Source organism: Bacteroidales bacterium (genome assembly GCA_035299085.1).
In the GTDB taxonomy this organism is placed as follows: domain Bacteria; phylum Bacteroidota; class Bacteroidia; order Bacteroidales; family UBA10428; genus UBA5072.
On the sequence record DATGXG010000045.1, the window covers coordinates 192,343 to 211,353 of the forward strand.

The following is a 19,011-nucleotide window of genomic DNA, read 5'->3' on the forward strand; positions in this document are numbered from 1 at the left end:
GTAGCGGTTAAGGATTGTTGCAAGTTATTACTTCACAAGGCATAAAGAAAAAAAACAGCGAATAACTTATTAACTTTTTATTAATAGAATTCCGGCAATATATAAAGAATTACAATGAGTTTAACTGTATATAACGGTTTTAACAAAGGATGTACCGGCCATTTAAAATAGCGGTTACAACAAATAAAGTTTTCTGTTAACTTTGCCGCACCAAAAAACAAAAAAATGAAGAAACATAGTTTTAATTACCTGCTACCTATTATTGTGGCAATCATTACCCTACCCCTTGCCTGTAAACCTGTTGCTCAGAAAAGCATTGGTTTGCAGCTTTATTCACTTCGTGATAGTATGGATAAAAATCCGGTAAGTACTATTGAGGAAGTTGGAAAAATCGGTTACAAAACTGTTGAACTTGCCGGTTATTCAAACGGTAAGTTTTATCAGATGGATCCGGCCGAAATCAAATCAGTGGTTGAAAAGAGCGGAATGACCATTATCAGTTCGCATTGCGGATTTCCTGTACCTGATTCAACAAAATGGGATTCTGTGATGGGTCTATGGGATGTTTGCATTGCAGCTCACAAAGCCGCCGGAATTCCCTACATGGTTCAACCTTTTATGGACAGTGTAGGTTACCAGTCACTGGCAGGCCTGCAAAGGTATTGTGACTATTTCAATGCTATTGGCGAAAAATGCCGTCAGCAGGGTATACGCTTTGGTTATCATAACCATTCAGAAGAATTCAAAACCGTTGAAGGACAGGTAATATATGATTACATGCTCCAGCACACCGATTCATCAAAGGTTTTCTACCAGATTGATTTATGGTGGATCAAAAAAGGCGGTGCTGATGCAATCTCTTATTTTAACAAATATCCCGGAAGGTTCCTTTCATACCATGTAAAGGACAGCCTTGAAGTCGGCGCCAGCGGAATTATGGATTTCAAACCGTATTTCGAAAATGCTGCCCTTGCAGGAATGAAATACTACATTGTTGAGCAGGAAGCATTTGAAAAAACTCCTTATGAAGGTGTAAAACAATCCTTTGATTTTCTCAATCAAGCGGAATATGTAAAATAATCTGTTTAAGTAAAAATAAAAACCCCGGTACTTCACCCGGGGTTTTATTTTGGCTTTTTTTTATTTGCCTGATTACTCTGTGCCCCTGGATTCAAGCCCCGACATACAGAAGTTGAACAATCCCCCTTGAAATAAAACGAACTTAAGAACCCTTGATCTGTTGTTAATTCTTACATATTATTCACTATTTTTACATAAAAGCCTAAACATTTTTAAAAGCGTATGAAGATTACAGTAGTTGGAGCGGGAAACGTTGGTGCAACATGTGCCGATGTACTGGCGCACAGGGATGCAGCTCATGAAATAGTGCTGGTTGACATAAAACCCGGGATTGCTGAAGGTAAGGCCCTTGATATATGGCAAAGCGCACCGATCGACAGGTTTAACTCAAAACCTATAGGCGTCACCAACAACTACCTTCCTACTGCAAATTCAAGTGTTGTAGTGATAACTTCAGGACTTCCCCGTAAGCCGGGTATGAGTCGTGATGACCTTATCGAAACCAATGCTGTCATTGTTAAACATGTTACTGAACAGGTGATCCAGTATTCTCCCTGTGCAGTAATCATTGTTGTTTCGAATCCGCTTGATGTTATGACCTACCAGGCCTATATTACTTCAAAGTTTCCGAGAACACGTGTTATGGGTATGGCCGGAATCCTTGATACCGGAAGATATAAAGCTTTCATTGCAGATGAGCTCAATGTTTCGCCCAAAGATATCAGTGCTCTTTTGCTTGGAGGACATGGCGATACCATGGTTCCTCTTCCAAGATACACAACCGTTTCAGGAATACCCGTTACTGAACTTCTGCCTGCAGAAAAAATCGATGCCATTGTTGAACGCACACGATTCGGAGGAGGCGAATTGGTAAAACTCATGGGCACTTCTGCCTGGTATGCACCCGGATCAGCAGCTGCGCGAATGGCAGAAGCTGTAATCAGGAATCATAAGAGGGTTTTCCCCTGCTGTGTAAAACTTGAAGGTGAGTACGGACTTGAAAACGTGTTTGTAGGGGTACCTGTAATTCTTGGCAGAAACGGCATTGAACGGATCATTGAGTTGAACCTTACTGATAAGGAAACTGAAATGTTGCATGAAAGTGCCAGAGCAGTAAAAGAAATGATGGAGGTACTTGACAAACTGGAAGAAAAAAACCGTTAGAGGGGATCTAACGGTTTAACAGTTCGTTCCATGACTTAATAAGCTGCATTCTTCTCTTTCCGTGGGTTTCGGGTATAATTTCTTGAGAAATCCACTATCCTGCGCACGACATCATCATCTACATCACTCTGAAGGCCTTTAAGGTAATATCCTACGGCCTCAAGTTCCTCACTTTCAAGGAACCCCGCAAGCTTTATCAATTCATTTTCACTATCATCTTCGAATTTGGTCGAACCATACATGGTAAAGGTTCTATTCATAGGTAAAAAAATAAATTAATAAATAAGTTTAAGAAAGAACGTCGGAAACTTATCCAAATTGTGATAAAGATAATAAAATATTTATTCCAGCCAACAATCGATGAAGGAGGCTATGATTCAGCCCTTCATGAGCTTAATGGGCGTTGAAGGGCTGAAATTAATCGATTCAGGAGGCAGTTAATGTAAGATTCTTTTCTTTCACCATTCTCCGGAGGTTTATAAGCGCATAACGCATCCGTCCCAAAGCGGTGTTGATGCTGACGTTTGTATGATCGGCTATTTCTTTAAAACTGAGTTCGCAATATTGTCTTAAAATCAGCACTTCCTTTTGCTCTTCGGGCAAGCTATCGATCAGCAGACGTATATCCTTCCGGATCTGCTTGTCAATTATCACGTCCTCAGCAGGCTTATCAGCATATTTATGCGAATTCAGAATGTCAAGTCCGAAATCTTCACGTGATGTGGCATTCAGTTGGCGTTCCTTCCTGTAATGATCAATTACAAGGTTATGCGCAATCCTGAGCACCCATGCGAGGAATTTTCCGTTATCCTGGTATTTGCCGCAATCAAGCGATTTAATGACCTTGATAAATGTATCCTGGAAAATATCTTCAGCCAAATGCTGATTTTTTACCAGTAAGAAAATGTAGGTGTAAACTTGTTTCCGGTATCGGTTGATGAGCAGTTCAAGACTGTTCATATCGCCACTGACGAACCTGCTTACAAGTTCATTGTCAGCTAAATAAATGTTATTCAAAACTACCTCCTTTTTGATGTGAAAAAAGTTAGAGTAGATTTGTGGCGATAGGCTGTCCTCCTGTGATGTAGTTAATTAAACTTTTTTACCGTTTTTTTAGAAAAGAAAACAATACTTTTGCGAAAATAACTTTTTTTTACAAACAAACACAATATTCTTTTGTTTTTTCACAATGCCGGAAAACGAGTTGTTATACGATAAAAATGCTATTGAGGTTTCAGGCGCAAGGGTACATAATCTGAAAAACCTTAGTCTTACAATTGATCGCGATAAATTTATAGTAATCACCGGGTTATCCGGTTCGGGAAAGTCATCGCTTGCTTTTGATACAATCTATGCTGAAGGACAGCGGCGTTATGTAGAAAGCCTTTCATCATATGCCCGGCAGTTCCTGGGTCGTATGAACAAACCGGAAGTCGATTTTATCAGGGGACTTCCCCCTGCCATTGCAATTGAACAAAAGGTAAACACAAGGAACCCCCGGTCAACTGTAGGAACTTCAACCGAAATATATGATTACCTAAAACTGATGTATGCAAGGGCCGGAAAAACTTATTCTCCGGTATCAGGAAAGCAGGTAAAAAAAGAAACGGTCACTGATGTAGTCGATTATATCGAAACTTTTCCTGAAGGGGCACGCCTCATGATACTATACCCGTTAGGAAACGGTGGCACCGTGAGCTTTGCACAGAAACTCGAAGATCTTAAACACCAGGGAATAACCAGACTCGAAATAAATGACGAACTCCTCAAACTTGAAGAGGCTGTTGTTAAGTATTCACCTACTGCAAAGGACAAAGTGTATGTTGTTATCGATCGTATTGTAGTTGCCCGCGATGATGATTCCAAAAGCCGTTATGCCGATTCTGCACAAATGGCATTTTATTCCGGTGATGGTTACTGCCTTATAAAGAAGGCAGATGAGCCCGATAAGGGAAGAATTTTCAGCGATAAATTCGAAGCTGATAACCTTCTTTTTGAGGAACCCTCTGTCCATATGTTCAACTTTAACAATCCTGTTGGTGCCTGCCCTAAGTGCGAAGGTTACGGCAAAGTGATAGGCATTGATGAAGACCTTGTTATTCCCAATAAGAACCTTTCGGTGTATGATGATGCCGTTGTTTGCTGGAAAGGCGAAAAAATGACCAAATGGAAGGAACGGATTATTTACAATGCGGATAAACATAATTTTCCTATCCACAGACCTTATTTCGAACTTACAGATGAACAGAGAAGCCTGTTGTGGAACGGGAATCGGCATTTTCACGGAATAAATGACTTTTTTGAATATGTCGAGTCCAAAAAATACAAGATCCAGTACCGTGTAATTCTTTCACGTTACAGGGGCAAAACGGTCTGCCCTGAATGCCGCGGAGCACGTCTTAAGAAAGAGGCCTCGTGGGTGAAGATCGGCGATAAATCAATCACAGATCTTGTTCTGATGCCCGTGTCCGAATTGACCGGTTTTTTCGATAGTCTTAAGTTAAACAGGCATGATACGGCGGTTACTTCCAGGATTCTCACTGAAATTAAAGCCCGCCTGCATTACCTGCTAGATGTGGGTCTTGGTTATTTAACCCTTAACCGGCTTTCGTCCACACTGTCAGGAGGAGAATCTCAGCGTATTAACCTGGCCACAACTCTCGGAAGCAGTCTTGTCGGTTCGTTATACATACTTGATGAACCCAGTATTGGCCTGCATCCCCGTGATACAGGTCTGCTGATAAAAGTGCTTAAAAACCTGAGAGATATCGGAAACACTGTGCTCGTTGTTGAGCATGAGGAAGAAATAATCCGGGCTGCAGACGAGGTCATAGATATCGGCCCTCATGCAGGTCGACTGGGAGGTGAAATTATTTTCAAGGGCAACCTGAAAGATCTTAAGAAAAACGAGGGACTCACAGCAAAGTACCTCAGAGGTGAAATGAAAATTGAAGTTCCCCCTTTCAGGCGAAAATGGAATAATTATATTGAAATAACAGGAGCCAGGGAAAATAACCTTAAGAATCTGCAGGTGAAGTTTCCTTTAAATGTGCTGACAGTGGTTACCGGTGTCAGCGGTTCCGGAAAATCGTCCCTTATGAAAGGAATTCTTTTCCCTGCACTGAACAAACTGATCAATGGTGCAGGTGAAAAGACAGGCAAGTTCGGAAAAATTGAAGGAGATCTCAACCTGATAACTGCTGTTGAGTTTGTTGATCAGAATCCAATCGGCAAATCCACCCGGTCAAACCCAGTGACATATATTAAAGCTTACGATGAAATCAGAAAGCTTTTTGCCAGCCAGCAAGCCGCTAAATACAATGGTTTTACACCTTCACATTTCTCTTTCAATATCGACGGTGGTCGTTGTGAAGAATGCCAGGGAGAAGGGGAAATAAAGGTTGAAATGCAGTTTATGGCTGATGTACACCTTGTGTGTGAAAGCTGCCATGGAAAAAGGTTTAAAGAAGATGTCCTTGATGTTCAGTTCCACGGGAAAAATATTTATGATGTTCTTGAAATGACTATTGACGAGGCAATTGATTTTTTTGGCTCTCATAAGGGAACCAGCGAAAAGACGGTTGCACGGAAACTTATGCCGCTTGCTGATGTAGGACTTGGTTATGTGAAACTCGGACAGGCATCAAGCACTCTTTCAGGAGGCGAAAGTCAGCGTGTGAAGCTGGCTTCATTCCTGGGTGCCGACAAAAGCGATGATCCGGTGCTTTTCTTTTTTGATGAACCAACCACCGGGCTGCATTTTCATGATATAAAAAAACTGCTTGATTCCTTTAATGCATTAATCGCTAACGGGCACACCGTTGTGATTATTGAACATAATCCGGAGGTAATAAAAACAGCTGACTGGGTGATAGATCTCGGCCCCGAAGGCGGTGACAACGGTGGTTACCTGGTGTTTGAAGGCACACCGGAAGACCTGGTGAAATGTGAGAAATCGTATACGGGAAAGTTTTTGGTTGAGAAGCTGAAAAAGTAGACTGTAGGCTGTAGGCTGTAGGCTATAGGCTGTAGACTGTAGGCTGTTAAGAATGTAGGCTGTAGACTTAAGGCTATAGCAAAATCGATATTTGAAATTTATTACAAAACTAAAACCCCTTAAAAATGAGAGATCACAAAAAATTAATTGCTTTTGAAATAGCAGACAATCTTGTATTGGCTGTGTATTCAATTTCGAGATATTTTCCAAAGTATGAAATCTATGGACTAACCTCTCAACTCAGAAGAGCATCAGTCTCAGTTGTCTCTAATATAGTCGAAGGATGCGCCAGATCTACTCAAATCGAATACCATCGATTTCTTGAAATGGCATATGGTTCGCTCAGAGAAGCGGATTATCAATACAATCTATCGGTAAGACTTGGATATACTATAAGCAATGAAGAATTAGCCTCTGATATTATACAAAACAAATTTATTGAAACTCAGAAAGTGTTAGCTTCTCTTTTAAAAAGTATGGAATAGACCATCCACCTACAGCCTACAGCCTATAGCCTGCAGCCTACAGCCTATAGCCTGCAGTCTACAGCCCTTCCTACTGCTTATCCTCAAACCCAAACATTATAGCTACGCAGCCACTGTTTGGAAATTCAGTTTTTTGAGCGGACACAGGAACTTTTACAACAATTTTCAACTGCTGGCTGGATTCAAGCTTAAAATCCCAGGTACCAGAGGATTCATGCTGTTTGTTGTCATAGAGAACATTTTTATAAGCGTCAATCACCTGGAATTCAATCGGCGGTAACGTTTCTGAACCGCATACGGCAAGTCTGTAATTCTGACCGGAATAAAATGTTTTATATAATTCAGCTTCTTCTCCTTCAGTGAGGATAGCGGCATGATAATTACCATCATGAACGTAACCGGTGAGTTCAAGTTTACACAACTTTTTGGCAAAGCCTTTACACTGGGCTTCGGCCTGGGTGCTGGCAATCACTAATGCGGCAAGCAAAACTATATAGGGAAGGAACTTTTTCATAACTCTTGTATTATTATTGAACGAAGTTGTTTCTTAATGATTTCACAGCAGTTTGCAGCTCAGAGAAAGCTTCAGGTGTTACAGTAATCTTCGTCTGAGATTTAAGAGTGGTAACGGACGCGGTATCATTTGCGTCTATTTTTACAGCTGTTGTCTGTACTTCAATTTTATCAAAAGCGGTTTTTAGAGAATGAAGTTCATTGATTAATTCCATAATGTCCCTGTTTTCTTCACCGCGGAGGTTCTTTGTATTATCCTGGAGCATCCGCTCTACAATGCTGAATGACAGTTTTTGTTCGGCAATGCGGTCGACAAGCTTATTACCCTGGACAGGCTTATCACCCACCATCTGAGTGCCTATATAAAGCCCTTCAATCCAGCCACCTACCAGAACCATTGCGGCCACATCCTGCTGATCATTTTCCTTCAGGTAAGAACTTGAATTGAGAAAAGTTTCGGAAATAATGTCCATAACCACATCCCTTTTATCAAGGTTTTGTTCCAGGCGTTTCATTGTTTCATCGTCAATGGCATCATTGATTCCCATTTCCATAGCCAGTCGCTTGGTTACATCCATATATTTCAATGAAGTCTGCGGCTGATCAAACAGGCAGGCAAAACTCAGATCGGTTGTATAAATTCCCAGATTCAGTGCTTTGCTCCTGTTGGTTGAATATTTTTCAACGTTATTCAGCGCGTTAAGGATCGATTCATTATAACTAACGCCTGCTGATTTCAAAAGCATAGCTGTTTCAAGCGGAGAAGGCAGCGAATAGAAGATCTTTTTTGCTTTATCAATATCGTCAAAAATATCTTCTTCGGTTAGGTAATTTTCAATTCCAACATCCCTGCCCTCCTTATTTTTATTTGACTTGCAAGAATTGCCCAGTATTGTTAAAGCAGAGATGAACACAATACTGACCAATGATAAGGAAATGTAATGCTTTTGCATGAGTTAAAGGTTTAAGGGTTGTATTCTTAAAAGCATAAGAATCAAAGTTATAATAAATGTAATCTTTTTTTCAACATAAATATCCAAATATGTCTGGATGTCAGTTCAGCTTTGTTTAACGATGATTTATTTTCAAAGTTACTGTTTTCGTTTTTTTTTTAACGAAAGCTGTTAACGAGATATTAACACAATGCCAATGTGCCAATGTGCTAATGTGCTAATGTGCTAATGTGCTAATGTGCTAATGTGCTAATGTGTTAATGTGTTTGTGTTACTGACAATTTAGTGTTTTTCATTAGCAAATTAGCACATTAACTCATTTGCACATTATTTTGTACCACCGACACCATTCCCTCAATCCACATTCACCGCATTTCGGCTTACGCGCAACACAAATATACCTGCCGTGCAGAATAAGCCAGTGATGGGCAACAGGCAAAGCGTTATCGGGAAGGTACTTTAACAGCTGCCGTTCTGTATCGGCAGGATTTTTTGCATGAGTGGTAAGGCCCAGGCGTTCACTTACCCTGAAGATATGAGTGTCAACAGGCATAGCAGGATTCCCGAAAGCTACAAGGGTAACCACGTTGGCTGTCTTCCTTCCCACGCCCGGCAGTTTCATAAGATCCTCTATTTTCTCCGGAACTTTTCCACCAAAATCACTGACAAGCATCTTTGACATGCCTGACAGATGATGTGCCTTGCTGTTCGGGTAGGAACAGGATTTAATATACTGAAATATCTCTTCAGTATCTGCCTCTGCCATAGCTTCGGCTGTCGGAAACCTGTTTATCAGGGCCGGGGTGATCATATTCACTCTTTTATCTGTACACTGGGCGGACAGGATTACAGATACAAGCAAACTGAACGGATCATCAAAATCAAGTTCTGTTTCAGCCACCGGCATATTATCAATGAACCATTTAATTATATGCTCATATCTTTGTTTTGTAGTCATCTTTTTATGGGTTATAGTGTCAAAAATATAAAAAAACAAAAGCCTGGTTGAATCAAATGAATGACAAAAATCATAATAAATTTGCATATTCAATAAGTAGTAATTATATTTGCATCTCATTTGTAAGAATATGAATCGTATTGCCAGCAACGCTTTCTTCTTTTACTTTTATTTCCGGGTAACCTGAAGGGGCTTGTTTTGCATATACTCAAAATATAATGGAAGCCCCGAAAATCGGGGCTTTTTTGTTTTTACACGCTAACAAATTAAAACATGACCGACTCTCCCAAAACCAAACGTATTGCCATACAGGGCGGATATGGCGCCTTCCATGAAATCGCCGCCTACGGTTATTTTGAGAATGAAGAAATTGAAATTGTACCGAGGAACACGTTCAAAGACCTCTTCAAAGCACTGAAACAGGGAAAAGTTGATTTCGGAATCACAGCCATAGAAAATTCTATAGCCGGCAGTATACTTCCGAATTATAACCTCTTGCTTGAATCAAATCTTGAAATAATCGGTGAAATTTACCTTCGCATAAAACAGAACCTGGTGGCTCTGCCGGGACAAACGATTGCCGACATTCGTGAAGTATATTCACATCCGATGGCAATCCTTCAATGCCAGCGGTTTTTTGATGATCATCCGGATATCAGGCTTATTGACAGCATCGATACGGCTTTAAGTGCCAAAGAAATTGCGGATAAAAAGCTTAAAAATACGGCTGCCATCTCATCGGGCCGCGCTGCAGATCAATACAAGCTTGAGATTATAGCAGAAGGAATCGAGACCCATAAAAAGAATTACACCCGTTTCCTTATATTAAAAGGTAAAAACGGAGATCGCCAGGATGTCACATCTATCAATAAAGCCTCCCTTACTTTCGCGTTGGCCCATAAAATAGGCGGGCTGTCAAAGGTTCTCTCCATCCTTTCGTACTATGATATAAACCTTGCCAAGGTACAATCTATGCCGATAATCGGTAAGGACTGGGAGTACCAGTTCTTCGTGGATGTTGAAATCGACAGCTACCGTCACTATTACCAGGCAATAGAAGCTATACGGCCATTTACAAGCGGCCTTCAGATTTTAGGAGAATATTTAAAAGGAAAATCTATAATGGAATAATATGAAAGTATCACTGAAATTAGACAAGTTCGAATTCAAAGGTATTTCAAGTGAAAGGCCTTTGATCATGGCTGGACCCTGCAGCGCTGAAACTGAGGAACAGGTCATGGAAACAGCCCGCCAACTGAAAGATATAGGCGTTCAGATCTATCGTGCCGGCCTATGGAAACCAAGAACAAGGCCAAACGCTTTTGAAGGAGTGGGTAAAGACGGCCTTCCCTGGTTGCGCCGGGTAAAAGAAGAACTTGGCATGCTTACAGCAACTGAAGTAGCCAATGTTAAACATGTGTATGATGCCCTGAAATCCGGTATCGACATAATCTGGATAGGCGCCCGCACAACGGCAAATCCTTTTGCAGTGCAGGAAATCGCAGATGCGCTTAAGGGGGTTGACATGCCCGTGATGATAAAAAACCCTGTGAGTCCCGATCTCGAACTCTGGATTGGTGCTTTTGAACGACTCAACAGCGCAGGTATTACAAAAATGGCTGCCATACACAGGGGATTCTCGATTTATAACCGTACTTTATACAGGAACAATCCTCAATGGGAGATACCCATTGAACTGAAAAGACTTATACCTGAGTTGCCGATCATTACCGATCCGAGCCATATCTGCGGAAGCCGTGAATTATTGTATGAAGTATCGCAGCGTGCTATGGACCTTGATTTCTATGGCCTCATTGTTGAATCGCACTGCAATCCGGATAAAGCCCTGAGTGATGCTCAGCAGCAACTTACTCCTGAAAATCTGAATAAGATGATTAAAAGACTTGTTCTCAGGACTGCAAATGTGCAAAACAATGTAATTTTATCTACCCTTGAAGACCTGAGGCATGAGATCGATAAATGGGATGATAAATTAATGGATATTTTTGAACACCGTATGGCCATATCAGAAAAGATCGGTGAGTATAAAAAGGCTAACAGCATAACGATTCTGCAAACCCAGCGGTGGGATGAGATACTGAGGAATAAAATTGACCAGGCAGCAAAAAAAGGCCTGGGGGAAGAGTTTATTATTAAGGTATTCCGCGCTATCCATGAAGAATCAATCAACCATCAGACTAAAGTGATGAATGGATGAAAACAATCAGCATCAACACTCCATCGGGACAATCACAAATCCTGATAGGAGAATCCCTGAAAAATGTCAGGGACTATTTGCCCCCCGGTAAAACCATTATCATCACTGATGACAACATAAGAAACCTGTATGGCAAGGAATTTCCTGATTGTCCTGTCATTTCAATCGGCCTCGGTGAGAAAAACAAAACACTGGGCACCCTGGAATATATATTTACTGAACTTATAAAGTATGAAGCCGATCGTTCTTCCTTTATTCTCATTATAGGAGGTGGGATCGTCTGCGATGTGGGTGGCTTTGCCGCGTCGGTATTCATGAGGGGGCTGAATTACGGTTTTGTGTCCACTACCCTTCTGTCACAGGTTGACGCCAGTGTTGGTGGTAAAAACGGCGTTAATTTTTTGGGCTACAAAAACATGGTTGGCGTCTTCAGTCAGCCCCTTTTTGTATTCGTTGATGTTACAATGCTTCAAACCCTGAATCAGAGAGAATTTGTTTCTGGTTTTGCAGAAATTATAAAAGCTGCAGCTATCCGAAATGAGTCTCTCTTCACTTATCTTGAAGAAAATGTTGATAAAGCGCTGGCAAAAGATCCCGGAACACTTGAAAGAATAATCTTTGAATCCGTTCAGATTAAGGCATCCGTGGTGGAAGCCGATGAAAAAGAAAAAGGAGAACGCAAAATATTGAATTTTGGTCATACATTTGCGCATTCTATTGAACACTTAACAGGCATGTTACATGGCGAAGCTGTGAGTATCGGAATGAAACTGGCGGCTGATCTGTCAGTTTCTCTCGGACTTTTAAGGCAGGATGAATGTGACCGCCTTAATCGTTTGATCAGAAAATTCGGTCTTCCTCTGGAATCTGAAATAAATAACCTTGCATTGGTTGAAGCAATGAAGAAAGATAAGAAAAGACAGGGGGATCACCTGAATATGGTCTTCCTCGACCGGATCGGAAATGCAGTGATTAAACCCGTATCTATTAACCAACTTGAAAAGATCTATTTATGATTTGTGCGAGCATTATTGAAAAGGATGTCGAAAAATGCCTTGAGGCTGTCGGTAAAGTAGAGGTTGCTGAGATCAGGATCGATCTCACTGGCTTTACTATCGAAGAAATAAAAAAGGTCTTCTCAGTCCGTAAAAAAATCATTGCCACCTGCCGTCCCGGAAAAATAAAGGATCAAAGCCGCCTGGAACTTCTTAAAACAGCCATTGAAGCAGGCGCCACCTACGTGGATATTGAATTTGAATCATCTGATATCTACAGGAACGAGATTATCGATTTCGCTCACCATCACCAGTGTGATGTAATCATATCCTATCATAATTATGACAGGACACCCGAGTTGGATGAACTTGAGAAAATTGTTGAAAAATGTTATGCCATGGGAGCAGACCTGGCCAAAGTAGCCACACATATCAACGTGAACAGGGACAATTCAAAAATTTTATCTCTTTACAAAGCTCCGGGTCGGCTGGTTGCAATAGGTATGGGCGATCTGGGCAGGATCAGCCGTATAGTGGCGCCTTTCCTGGGTGCCGAGTTCACATATGCTTCTTTAAATGACGGTTCAGCAACTGCCCCGGGTCAAATAAGCTATGAAAAACTGAACCAGTTCATCCTTGAGATACAGCAAATCTGATGTCATGAATACTTTTGGAACGGCTTTCAGAATTAGCATATTCGGTGAATCTCACGGCATAAATGTAGGTGTAACCATTGACGGCTGTCCTGCCGGTATACCACTTACTTTCAATGATTTTACTGATGATTTTAACCGACGCAGAAGTGGTGGCAAGGGTACAACACCTCGGAAGGAAACCGATCTGCCACGTATTATTTCAGGCGTGTTTAATGATTTTACAACAGGTGCCCCATTGACTATTATTTTCGATAACAATAATACGCGTTCACGCGATTATACCCAGCTCAGAGAGACACCCCGCCCCGGCCACGCCGATTTTGTGGCAATGAAAAAGTTTGGCGGATATGAAGATTACAGGGGTGGAGGTCATTTCTCAGGCCGGCTGACTCTTGGACTGGTTGCAGCCGGTGTTATTGCCAAAAAATTAATTGAACCGGTACAGGTGGAGGCAAAAATACTCGAGGTTGGTGGTATGACCGATATCGAAAAAGCAATTGACCTTGCTGTTGAGAAAAAAGATTCCATCGGAGGAATCATAGAATGTGCAGCCTCTAATATGCCTGTAGCCCTCGGAGAGCCTTTTTTTGATTCAATTGAAGCCGTTCTGAGCCATATAATATTTTCAATTCCCGCCATAAAAGGTGTTGAATTTGGTTCGGGGTTTTCTGCTGCCCGGATGTGGGGAAGCGAACATAACGACAAACTGATATCACCGGATGGCAAAACATCGACTAACCATGCCGGAGGAATAAACGGAGGAATTTCAAACGGCAATGATCTTGTTTTCAGGGTGGCCGTTAAACCTACATCCAGCACACACCAGGTGCAAAGAACAGTTAATATTAAAACAGGAGAAATGATTGATCTCGAAATCGAAGGAAGACACGATACCTGCATAGCACTCCGCGTGCCCGTGGTGGTTGAAGCCGCAACTGCCATTGTCCTTGCGGATTTCATGCTGCAGGAACAGAGGGTGGGAAGAAGAGTAAGGAGTAAGGAGTAAGGAGTAAGAGGTAAGGAGTAAGGCGTAAGTAAATGTGAGAGGTGACACAATCTTATAGGTCCATAAAGTCCCTAAGGTCCCTAAAGTCCCTAAAATTATTAGACTAACAGACTAACAGACAAAAAATGAAAATTCTCGTTCTTGGTGCAGGTAAGATGGGTTCATGGCTTATTGAATCTCTTTGCCTGGATTATGAAGTGGCTGCTTTTGACAATGACCTGTCGCGTTTAAAATACTTTTTCAACACAGTTAAGCTAGTTTCTTATGAAGAAATCAGAGAATTTAACCCTGATCTTGTGATCAACGCCGTAAACCTTCAGCTTACGGTTCCGGTGTTCAGGGAGGTTCTGCCCTACCTCAGTAAAGATTGTATCCTTGCAGATATCACATCGGTAAAAAACGGGTTAAGGAAATTCTACCCGGAAACAGGAAGAAGATTTGTTTCCACTCACCCGATGTTCGGTCCTACTTTCGCAAATCTGAGAGATCTTTCAGGACAAAGTGCCATCATAATAGGCGAATCGGATAGTGAAGGAAAGGCTTTTTTCAGGAATTTCTTTGAATCGTTTAATCTGCGGATATTTGAATATACTTTTCTTGAGCATGATGAGACGATAGCCTATTCCCTTTCGATTCCATTCGCTTCAACAATGGTATTTGCCGCCTGCATGAAAAAACAGGAGGCGCCGGGAACTACATTCAGAAAGCATTTTGAAATTGCCAAAGGACTTTTCTCAGAAGATGATTTTCTTTTGTCAGAAGTTCTTTTCAGTCCTTTTACTCTTGAACAACTTGAAAAAATTAGCGACAGGCTTGATTATCTCCGCGACATTGTTAAGGAAAAGGATGAAATCAAATTGAGAGAGTTTTTAAATCAACTCAGGAGGAATATACATTAATATATGAAACGTCATTGCGAGGAGCGTGAAGATTAATGATTATTGCAGTAAGTATCGCGACGAAGCAATCTGTTAGCACAGGCAGGACATTGCCAAGAGTACAAGCATTGATCAGAAGGTTGTTGCAGCGCTCTGCCTGTTCGGGCAGATTGCTTCGTCGACAATAATTTTTGATATAATCTAAGGATTCGTCAAGCTCCTCGCAATGACGCGCTGGCACTCACTGGCAGTTTTCCAAAACTAATTTCACTGCATCTGTATTGCCCATGGCCTGGGCTCTTCGAAGGCTTGAACAACCATTCTGTGCATCACCTGTCTTGATTGCCGCCAATCCGTGGTACATCCATGTTTCCGAATCTTCAGCATTCAGATCAAGTGACATGGACAGATCACTGACTGCATATTTATAGGTATTCGTTTTCAGGTAAGTCTTTCCCCGTGCCTTAAAATATTGTGCATTGTTAGGGTCTTCTTTCAAATTGCGGTTAAAGCATTTCAATGCATTGATATAATCGCCAGCCGAATAGTAATAACCACCGCATACGTAAACGGCATGCAAATCGTCATCGAAATATTTCAGATAAACCTGCATATCCTTAACAGCAGCATCCCAGTTGGACAAACCGGCGTTGGCTTCTGCCCTTTTCAGGTAAGTCTCAAAATCTGAAGGATCATCCTTAAGCACCCGGTTAAAATCAGATACAGCTTCTTTAAACCGTCCCAGGTATATATTGGCCTTACCTCTGCCGGCATATGCCTCGGTCAGCATTTTGTCTTTGCTTATTGCTGACGAATAATCTCCGGCGGCAGCACCAAAATTTGATTGCTTTATGAAAGCATTTGCCCTGGCCAGCAAAACCATTGTATTCGCAGGATCTTTACTAAGAGCCTTATCCAGAATAGAGATTGCCTGGTCAACATTCCTTTTTCTTAAATAATATCTTGCATCAGCAACCGATTTCTCCGAATCATTATACCACTCATTCTGCCATAGATTCTGCCATTCGGCACTTTCCTGGATACGATTAAAAGCAGGATCCTTTTTAATACTGTCCTCTTCGATTCTGAACGCTGATCCAAGATGATCCTTCAAACAGGATACAGCTTTCACGACATCGCCCTGCAGGGCATAAACCCGTGCCAGAGAAAAATCTGCAACTCCAGGGTTAATTTCATTAGCCTCGTTGTAATCTTTGATTGCCTGTTCAGGGTCGTTCAATTTCAGAAATGCATCACCCCTGTGAATAAATAGCCTCTCATCTGCATTATCACGTGAAATTGCCATTGACAGGTTTTCAACTGCTTTATTATAGTCGCCTTTCTTAAGACTGGCATTTCCGGCCAGATACATTTCATCAGGTGACTGCGCGAAAAGTCCGGAAGCATATAACATGCCTGCGGTTAAAAGAAAAAGAGGAGTAAGACTCTTCTTCATTTTATTTGGTAACCGGTTGAGCATTGCCATCAGCATATAAATGGATAAATCCTGTAAGTGTTCGTATTTCTGTGCCACTGATCCGTGGCTCATACACATCGCATATATAATAATATACCCCTGATTTAAGCCTTGTATCAGTGTTTTTCAGTGTTCCCTCCCAGTTAATGTCCGGATCAGCTGTCTCAAATACCAATTGCCCGTACCGGTTGAAAATCTTCATATCCACTTTTTCTATAACATGATTGAGGTTGATTGAAGTGTATACATCGTTGATTCCGTCATTATTGGGTGTAAATACATTCGGAAGACTGTACAAGGTACATTGGTCTACACATATTACAGTGGAACGTGCACTTTCATTCCCGAATGAATCGATTGCAGTAACCGCATAACAGGCTGCAAGTGACATACCTTCAGTGAAGTGATGTTCAAAAATCGTATCAGTGGCCGGCGCAACAGTGGCTATAGTATCCATGGCTGCATCCAACGCGGAGGAATAATAAATCTTATATTTAACTGCATCGTTTGAACAACTCTTATTGGGGTTTGTCCATCTCAGAACATTCATAGCATTGCTGTCACACATCGACTGAACATAAAGATACGGGGCACACGGCGGAGTAACATCCACAGCAGCTGCAGAATTGATATGAGACATGTTTGAATTACGGTAAATCACACTATCGATCGGGCGCCATCCTATACTTTTAGCCTGGTAATAATAGGTTACCCCGTTTCTAAGACCCTGGTCCACGTATACATTTCTGTCTACCATGGAAAGCGAATCATAAGGAAGCGCAGGATCGGTGCTTCTGTAAATCACATACTGGTTGTTTATCCAGGGAGCCTTTTTGCGTATGTTCAGAGTAATCTGGTTGTCATCCGACTGTATATCCAGGTAAAGCGATGAGGCCGTTTCATTTTCACCCGGTCGCATTTCAAAACGGTTACCAGGAGTGTTGTTGAACATTTTTACCGTGTAATAATACGGGAAAATGGTAGTATTTAAGGGTGAATCGATAAAAAAAGTATCCAGTAAGTCCGAGGTAGGAATTGAACCAACAAGTTGGAAGTCATTCCCATTGCCGGTCGAGGATCTGTAAACTTCAAAAACATAAGGACCCGGAGCCTGTGTAACGTCAAAATTGCGAGGTTTTGCCCACGAAACATAAATACTTCCATTCGTCTGGCTTACACCGGTTACACTTACGTTCATGAGAGACGGGAATCCCGGTACAAGTGAATTACATGTTTCCTGTGAAGCGATGCTTTCAGAGCCGTCAGGATACCAGGCAGTAACAATGTAACAGTAATCGATTCCCTGGACAAGTCCTTCACCATTATTATCATCCACATAAACAGTATCTGAAGGATTTTTAATGGCCGCTATTTTTACATAACCTGTGGATGAAGGAACGCCAGTGGTACAACTATCTGGTGTGTAACCTGTACTGCCTTCATGCCTGTAAATGTAGTACCCGGCTACATTACCGCAAAGGCTCTGATTCCAGTTCAGCGTTATCTGGTTGCTTGTGGCTGCTGTGGTGACATTCTGAACCGGGGGTGCCAGAACACGAATTGTAAAATTATCGATATCCACCAATTGAATATCCGGGCCGAAGTCCTCACTTTTAACAGTTAATTGCCAGGGTTGCTTTCGGATATGATCACAATTCGTTTGCCATTTGAAGTTGGAAGTTGAAAAACCTCTTCCTTTTGCAACTCTTTGAAATGTTGCCGGAGACGAGGTAATGGCAAAAGGTCCTCCTGTCATCATCTGATGTACCGAATCATTGTCCGCATCGAGTGTTGTGATTTGCAGTTCAACCAGGTCACCTGCAACCACACAGCGGTTTGGCAATGCAGGATTGACAGGCGGATTATTATCGGTCTGGTAAACGTTAATCTGCATGTCGCGGGTAATATTCCCGATTTTAACTCCGTAACGCCACTCTTCGATGTTAATGGCCACATTGTATTTGCCGGTATCAACAGGCGTAAACCAAACAAGGTCTCCTACAACAGGATCCACATAAATGGTATCACTGCTTTTGGGAATCTGGTAATCGGCGATTGGCCGCCCGTCCTGTTCTGTACACACCGTCATTTTATAAGACAGGCTGTCACCATCCGGATCGTAGGCTGCCGGGTTATGTATGAAAAGGTGGCCGACTGCGGCTTTATCAATAGGGAAATTCAAGAGTTCCGGTGAGCTGTTCTTACCTATCTCAGGACTGATTACAAGTGTGGTTTTTATTGAAAAGATTACATTAACGGAGTTCGGGATATTGTTAATCCCGTAATTCCGGTTTGGATCCTGCATGAGGATCTCATATACGCCCGGCCCAGGAAACGTATGGGTAGTGATGTACTTATTGTGGAAATAATCATTAGGCAGGAGAACTTTATTTTCACCGCGGTCAACCATTGATGAAGTGTTGTCGCCCCAGTTAACAAGCAATTGCTGTCTGTCGGCTGCACTTTTGGTATAGGTAAATGTTGTTACGGTCACCTTATAAGTATATCCTGAAATGAGTTCAAATGTAATCTGACCGGCCCTGTTGTGTGTGGCAAACATGTACAACGGAGTCAGGATCAGGAGACAGGTTATAAAAAGCTTTTTCATTATTACAAAGCTAACATTTCTGC

17 protein-coding genes are annotated in these 19,011 nt (G+C 41.7%); 10 read left to right on the forward strand and 7 right to left on the reverse strand.

Annotated elements, in window-relative coordinates:
- Positions 1-225 precede the first annotated feature (225 nt).
- Both VK179_15020 and mdh read left to right on the forward strand, forming a co-directional pair.
- A complete protein-coding gene (locus VK179_15020) occupies positions 226-1,080 on the forward strand; it encodes a sugar phosphate isomerase/epimerase (GenBank protein ID HLO60058.1) in 855 nt (284 codons plus the stop codon).
- Positions 1,081-1,302: 222 nt separating this feature from the next.
- Positions 1,303-2,244 carry a malate dehydrogenase gene (gene mdh / locus VK179_15025; GenBank protein ID HLO60059.1) on the forward strand — a complete coding sequence of 314 codons (942 nt, stop codon included), beginning with the start codon at positions 1,303-1,305 and terminating at the stop codon, positions 2,242-2,244.
- A 35-nt stretch (positions 2,245-2,279) separates the two neighbouring features.
- Here the strand turns inward: mdh and VK179_15030 are convergent, their stop codons facing one another.
- Positions 2,280-2,504 carry a hypothetical protein gene (locus VK179_15030; GenBank protein ID HLO60060.1) on the reverse strand — a complete coding sequence of 75 codons (225 nt, stop codon included), beginning with the start codon at positions 2,502-2,504 and terminating at the stop codon, positions 2,280-2,282.
- Positions 2,505-2,670: 166 nt separating this feature from the next.
- Entirely contained in the window at positions 2,671-3,261 is a 591-nt protein-coding gene (locus tag VK179_15035) for a sigma-70 family RNA polymerase sigma factor (protein HLO60061.1), read from the reverse strand.
- A gap of 172 nt (positions 3,262-3,433) precedes the next feature.
- Between VK179_15035 and uvrA the strand changes: the two genes are divergently transcribed.
- Entirely contained in the window at positions 3,434-6,241 is a 2,808-nt protein-coding gene (uvrA, locus tag VK179_15040) for an excinuclease ABC subunit UvrA (protein ID HLO60062.1), read from the forward strand.
- A gap of 125 nt (positions 6,242-6,366) precedes the next feature.
- Complete coding sequence (locus VK179_15045) at positions 6,367-6,726, forward strand: four helix bundle protein (GenBank protein HLO60063.1); 360 nt, start codon at positions 6,367-6,369, stop codon at positions 6,724-6,726.
- Between the two features lie 70 nt (positions 6,727-6,796).
- Here the strand turns inward: VK179_15045 and VK179_15050 are convergent, their stop codons facing one another.
- The 3 genes from VK179_15050 to nth form a co-directional block, all read right to left on the reverse strand.
- A complete protein-coding gene (locus VK179_15050; protein HLO60064.1) occupies positions 6,797-7,240 on the reverse strand; it encodes a hypothetical protein in 444 nt (147 codons plus the stop codon).
- 13 nt (positions 7,241-7,253) lie between these two features.
- The gene (locus VK179_15055) at positions 7,254-8,192 is read right to left on the reverse strand and encodes a hypothetical protein (protein HLO60065.1); all 939 of its coding nucleotides are present in this window, start codon (positions 8,190-8,192) and stop codon (positions 7,254-7,256) included.
- 316 nt (positions 8,193-8,508) lie between these two features.
- Positions 8,509-9,150: an endonuclease III gene (nth, locus tag VK179_15060; GenBank protein ID HLO60066.1), complete on the reverse strand. Its 642-nt coding sequence runs from the start codon at positions 9,148-9,150 to the stop codon at positions 8,509-8,511.
- 273 nt (positions 9,151-9,423) lie between these two features.
- Between nth and VK179_15065 the strand changes: the two genes are divergently transcribed.
- From VK179_15065 to VK179_15090, 6 genes are all read left to right on the forward strand, one after another.
- Positions 9,424-10,281 (forward strand): prephenate dehydratase, encoded by an 858-nt coding sequence (locus VK179_15065; GenBank protein HLO60067.1) that lies wholly within the window; start codon positions 9,424-9,426, stop codon positions 10,279-10,281.
- Between the two features lies 1 nt (position 10,282).
- Positions 10,283-11,368 carry a bifunctional 3-deoxy-7-phosphoheptulonate synthase/chorismate mutase type II gene (locus VK179_15070; protein HLO60068.1) on the forward strand — a complete coding sequence of 362 codons (1,086 nt, stop codon included), beginning with the start codon at positions 10,283-10,285 and terminating at the stop codon, positions 11,366-11,368.
- Positions 11,365-12,384: a 3-dehydroquinate synthase gene (gene aroB, locus VK179_15075; GenBank protein ID HLO60069.1), complete on the forward strand. Its 1,020-nt coding sequence runs from the start codon at positions 11,365-11,367 to the stop codon at positions 12,382-12,384. Before VK179_15070 ends, aroB begins: the two co-directional genes overlap by 4 nt.
- Entirely contained in the window at positions 12,381-13,019 is a 639-nt protein-coding gene (locus VK179_15080) for a type I 3-dehydroquinate dehydratase (protein HLO60070.1), read from the forward strand. The genes aroB and VK179_15080 overlap by 4 nt, the downstream gene beginning before the upstream one ends.
- 4 nt (positions 13,020-13,023) lie before the next feature.
- Positions 13,024-14,025, forward strand: coding sequence for a chorismate synthase (locus VK179_15085; GenBank protein ID HLO60071.1), 1,002 nt, complete (start codon positions 13,024-13,026; stop codon positions 14,023-14,025).
- Positions 14,026-14,150: 125 nt separating this feature from the next.
- Entirely contained in the window at positions 14,151-14,924 is a 774-nt protein-coding gene (locus VK179_15090) for a prephenate dehydrogenase/arogenate dehydrogenase family protein (protein HLO60072.1), read from the forward strand.
- A 220-nt stretch (positions 14,925-15,144) separates the two neighbouring features.
- Here VK179_15090 and VK179_15095 read toward each other — a convergent pair whose 3' ends face one another.
- Both VK179_15095 and VK179_15100 read right to left on the reverse strand, forming a co-directional pair.
- Positions 15,145-16,452, reverse strand: a complete 1,308-nt coding sequence (locus VK179_15095) for a tetratricopeptide repeat protein (protein ID HLO60073.1) — start codon at positions 16,450-16,452, stop codon at positions 15,145-15,147.
- Positions 16,361-18,988: a gliding motility-associated C-terminal domain-containing protein gene (locus VK179_15100; GenBank protein HLO60074.1), complete on the reverse strand. Its 2,628-nt coding sequence runs from the start codon at positions 18,986-18,988 to the stop codon at positions 16,361-16,363. Before VK179_15100 ends, VK179_15095 begins: the two co-directional genes overlap by 92 nt.
- Positions 18,989-19,011: the final 23 nt, after the last annotated feature.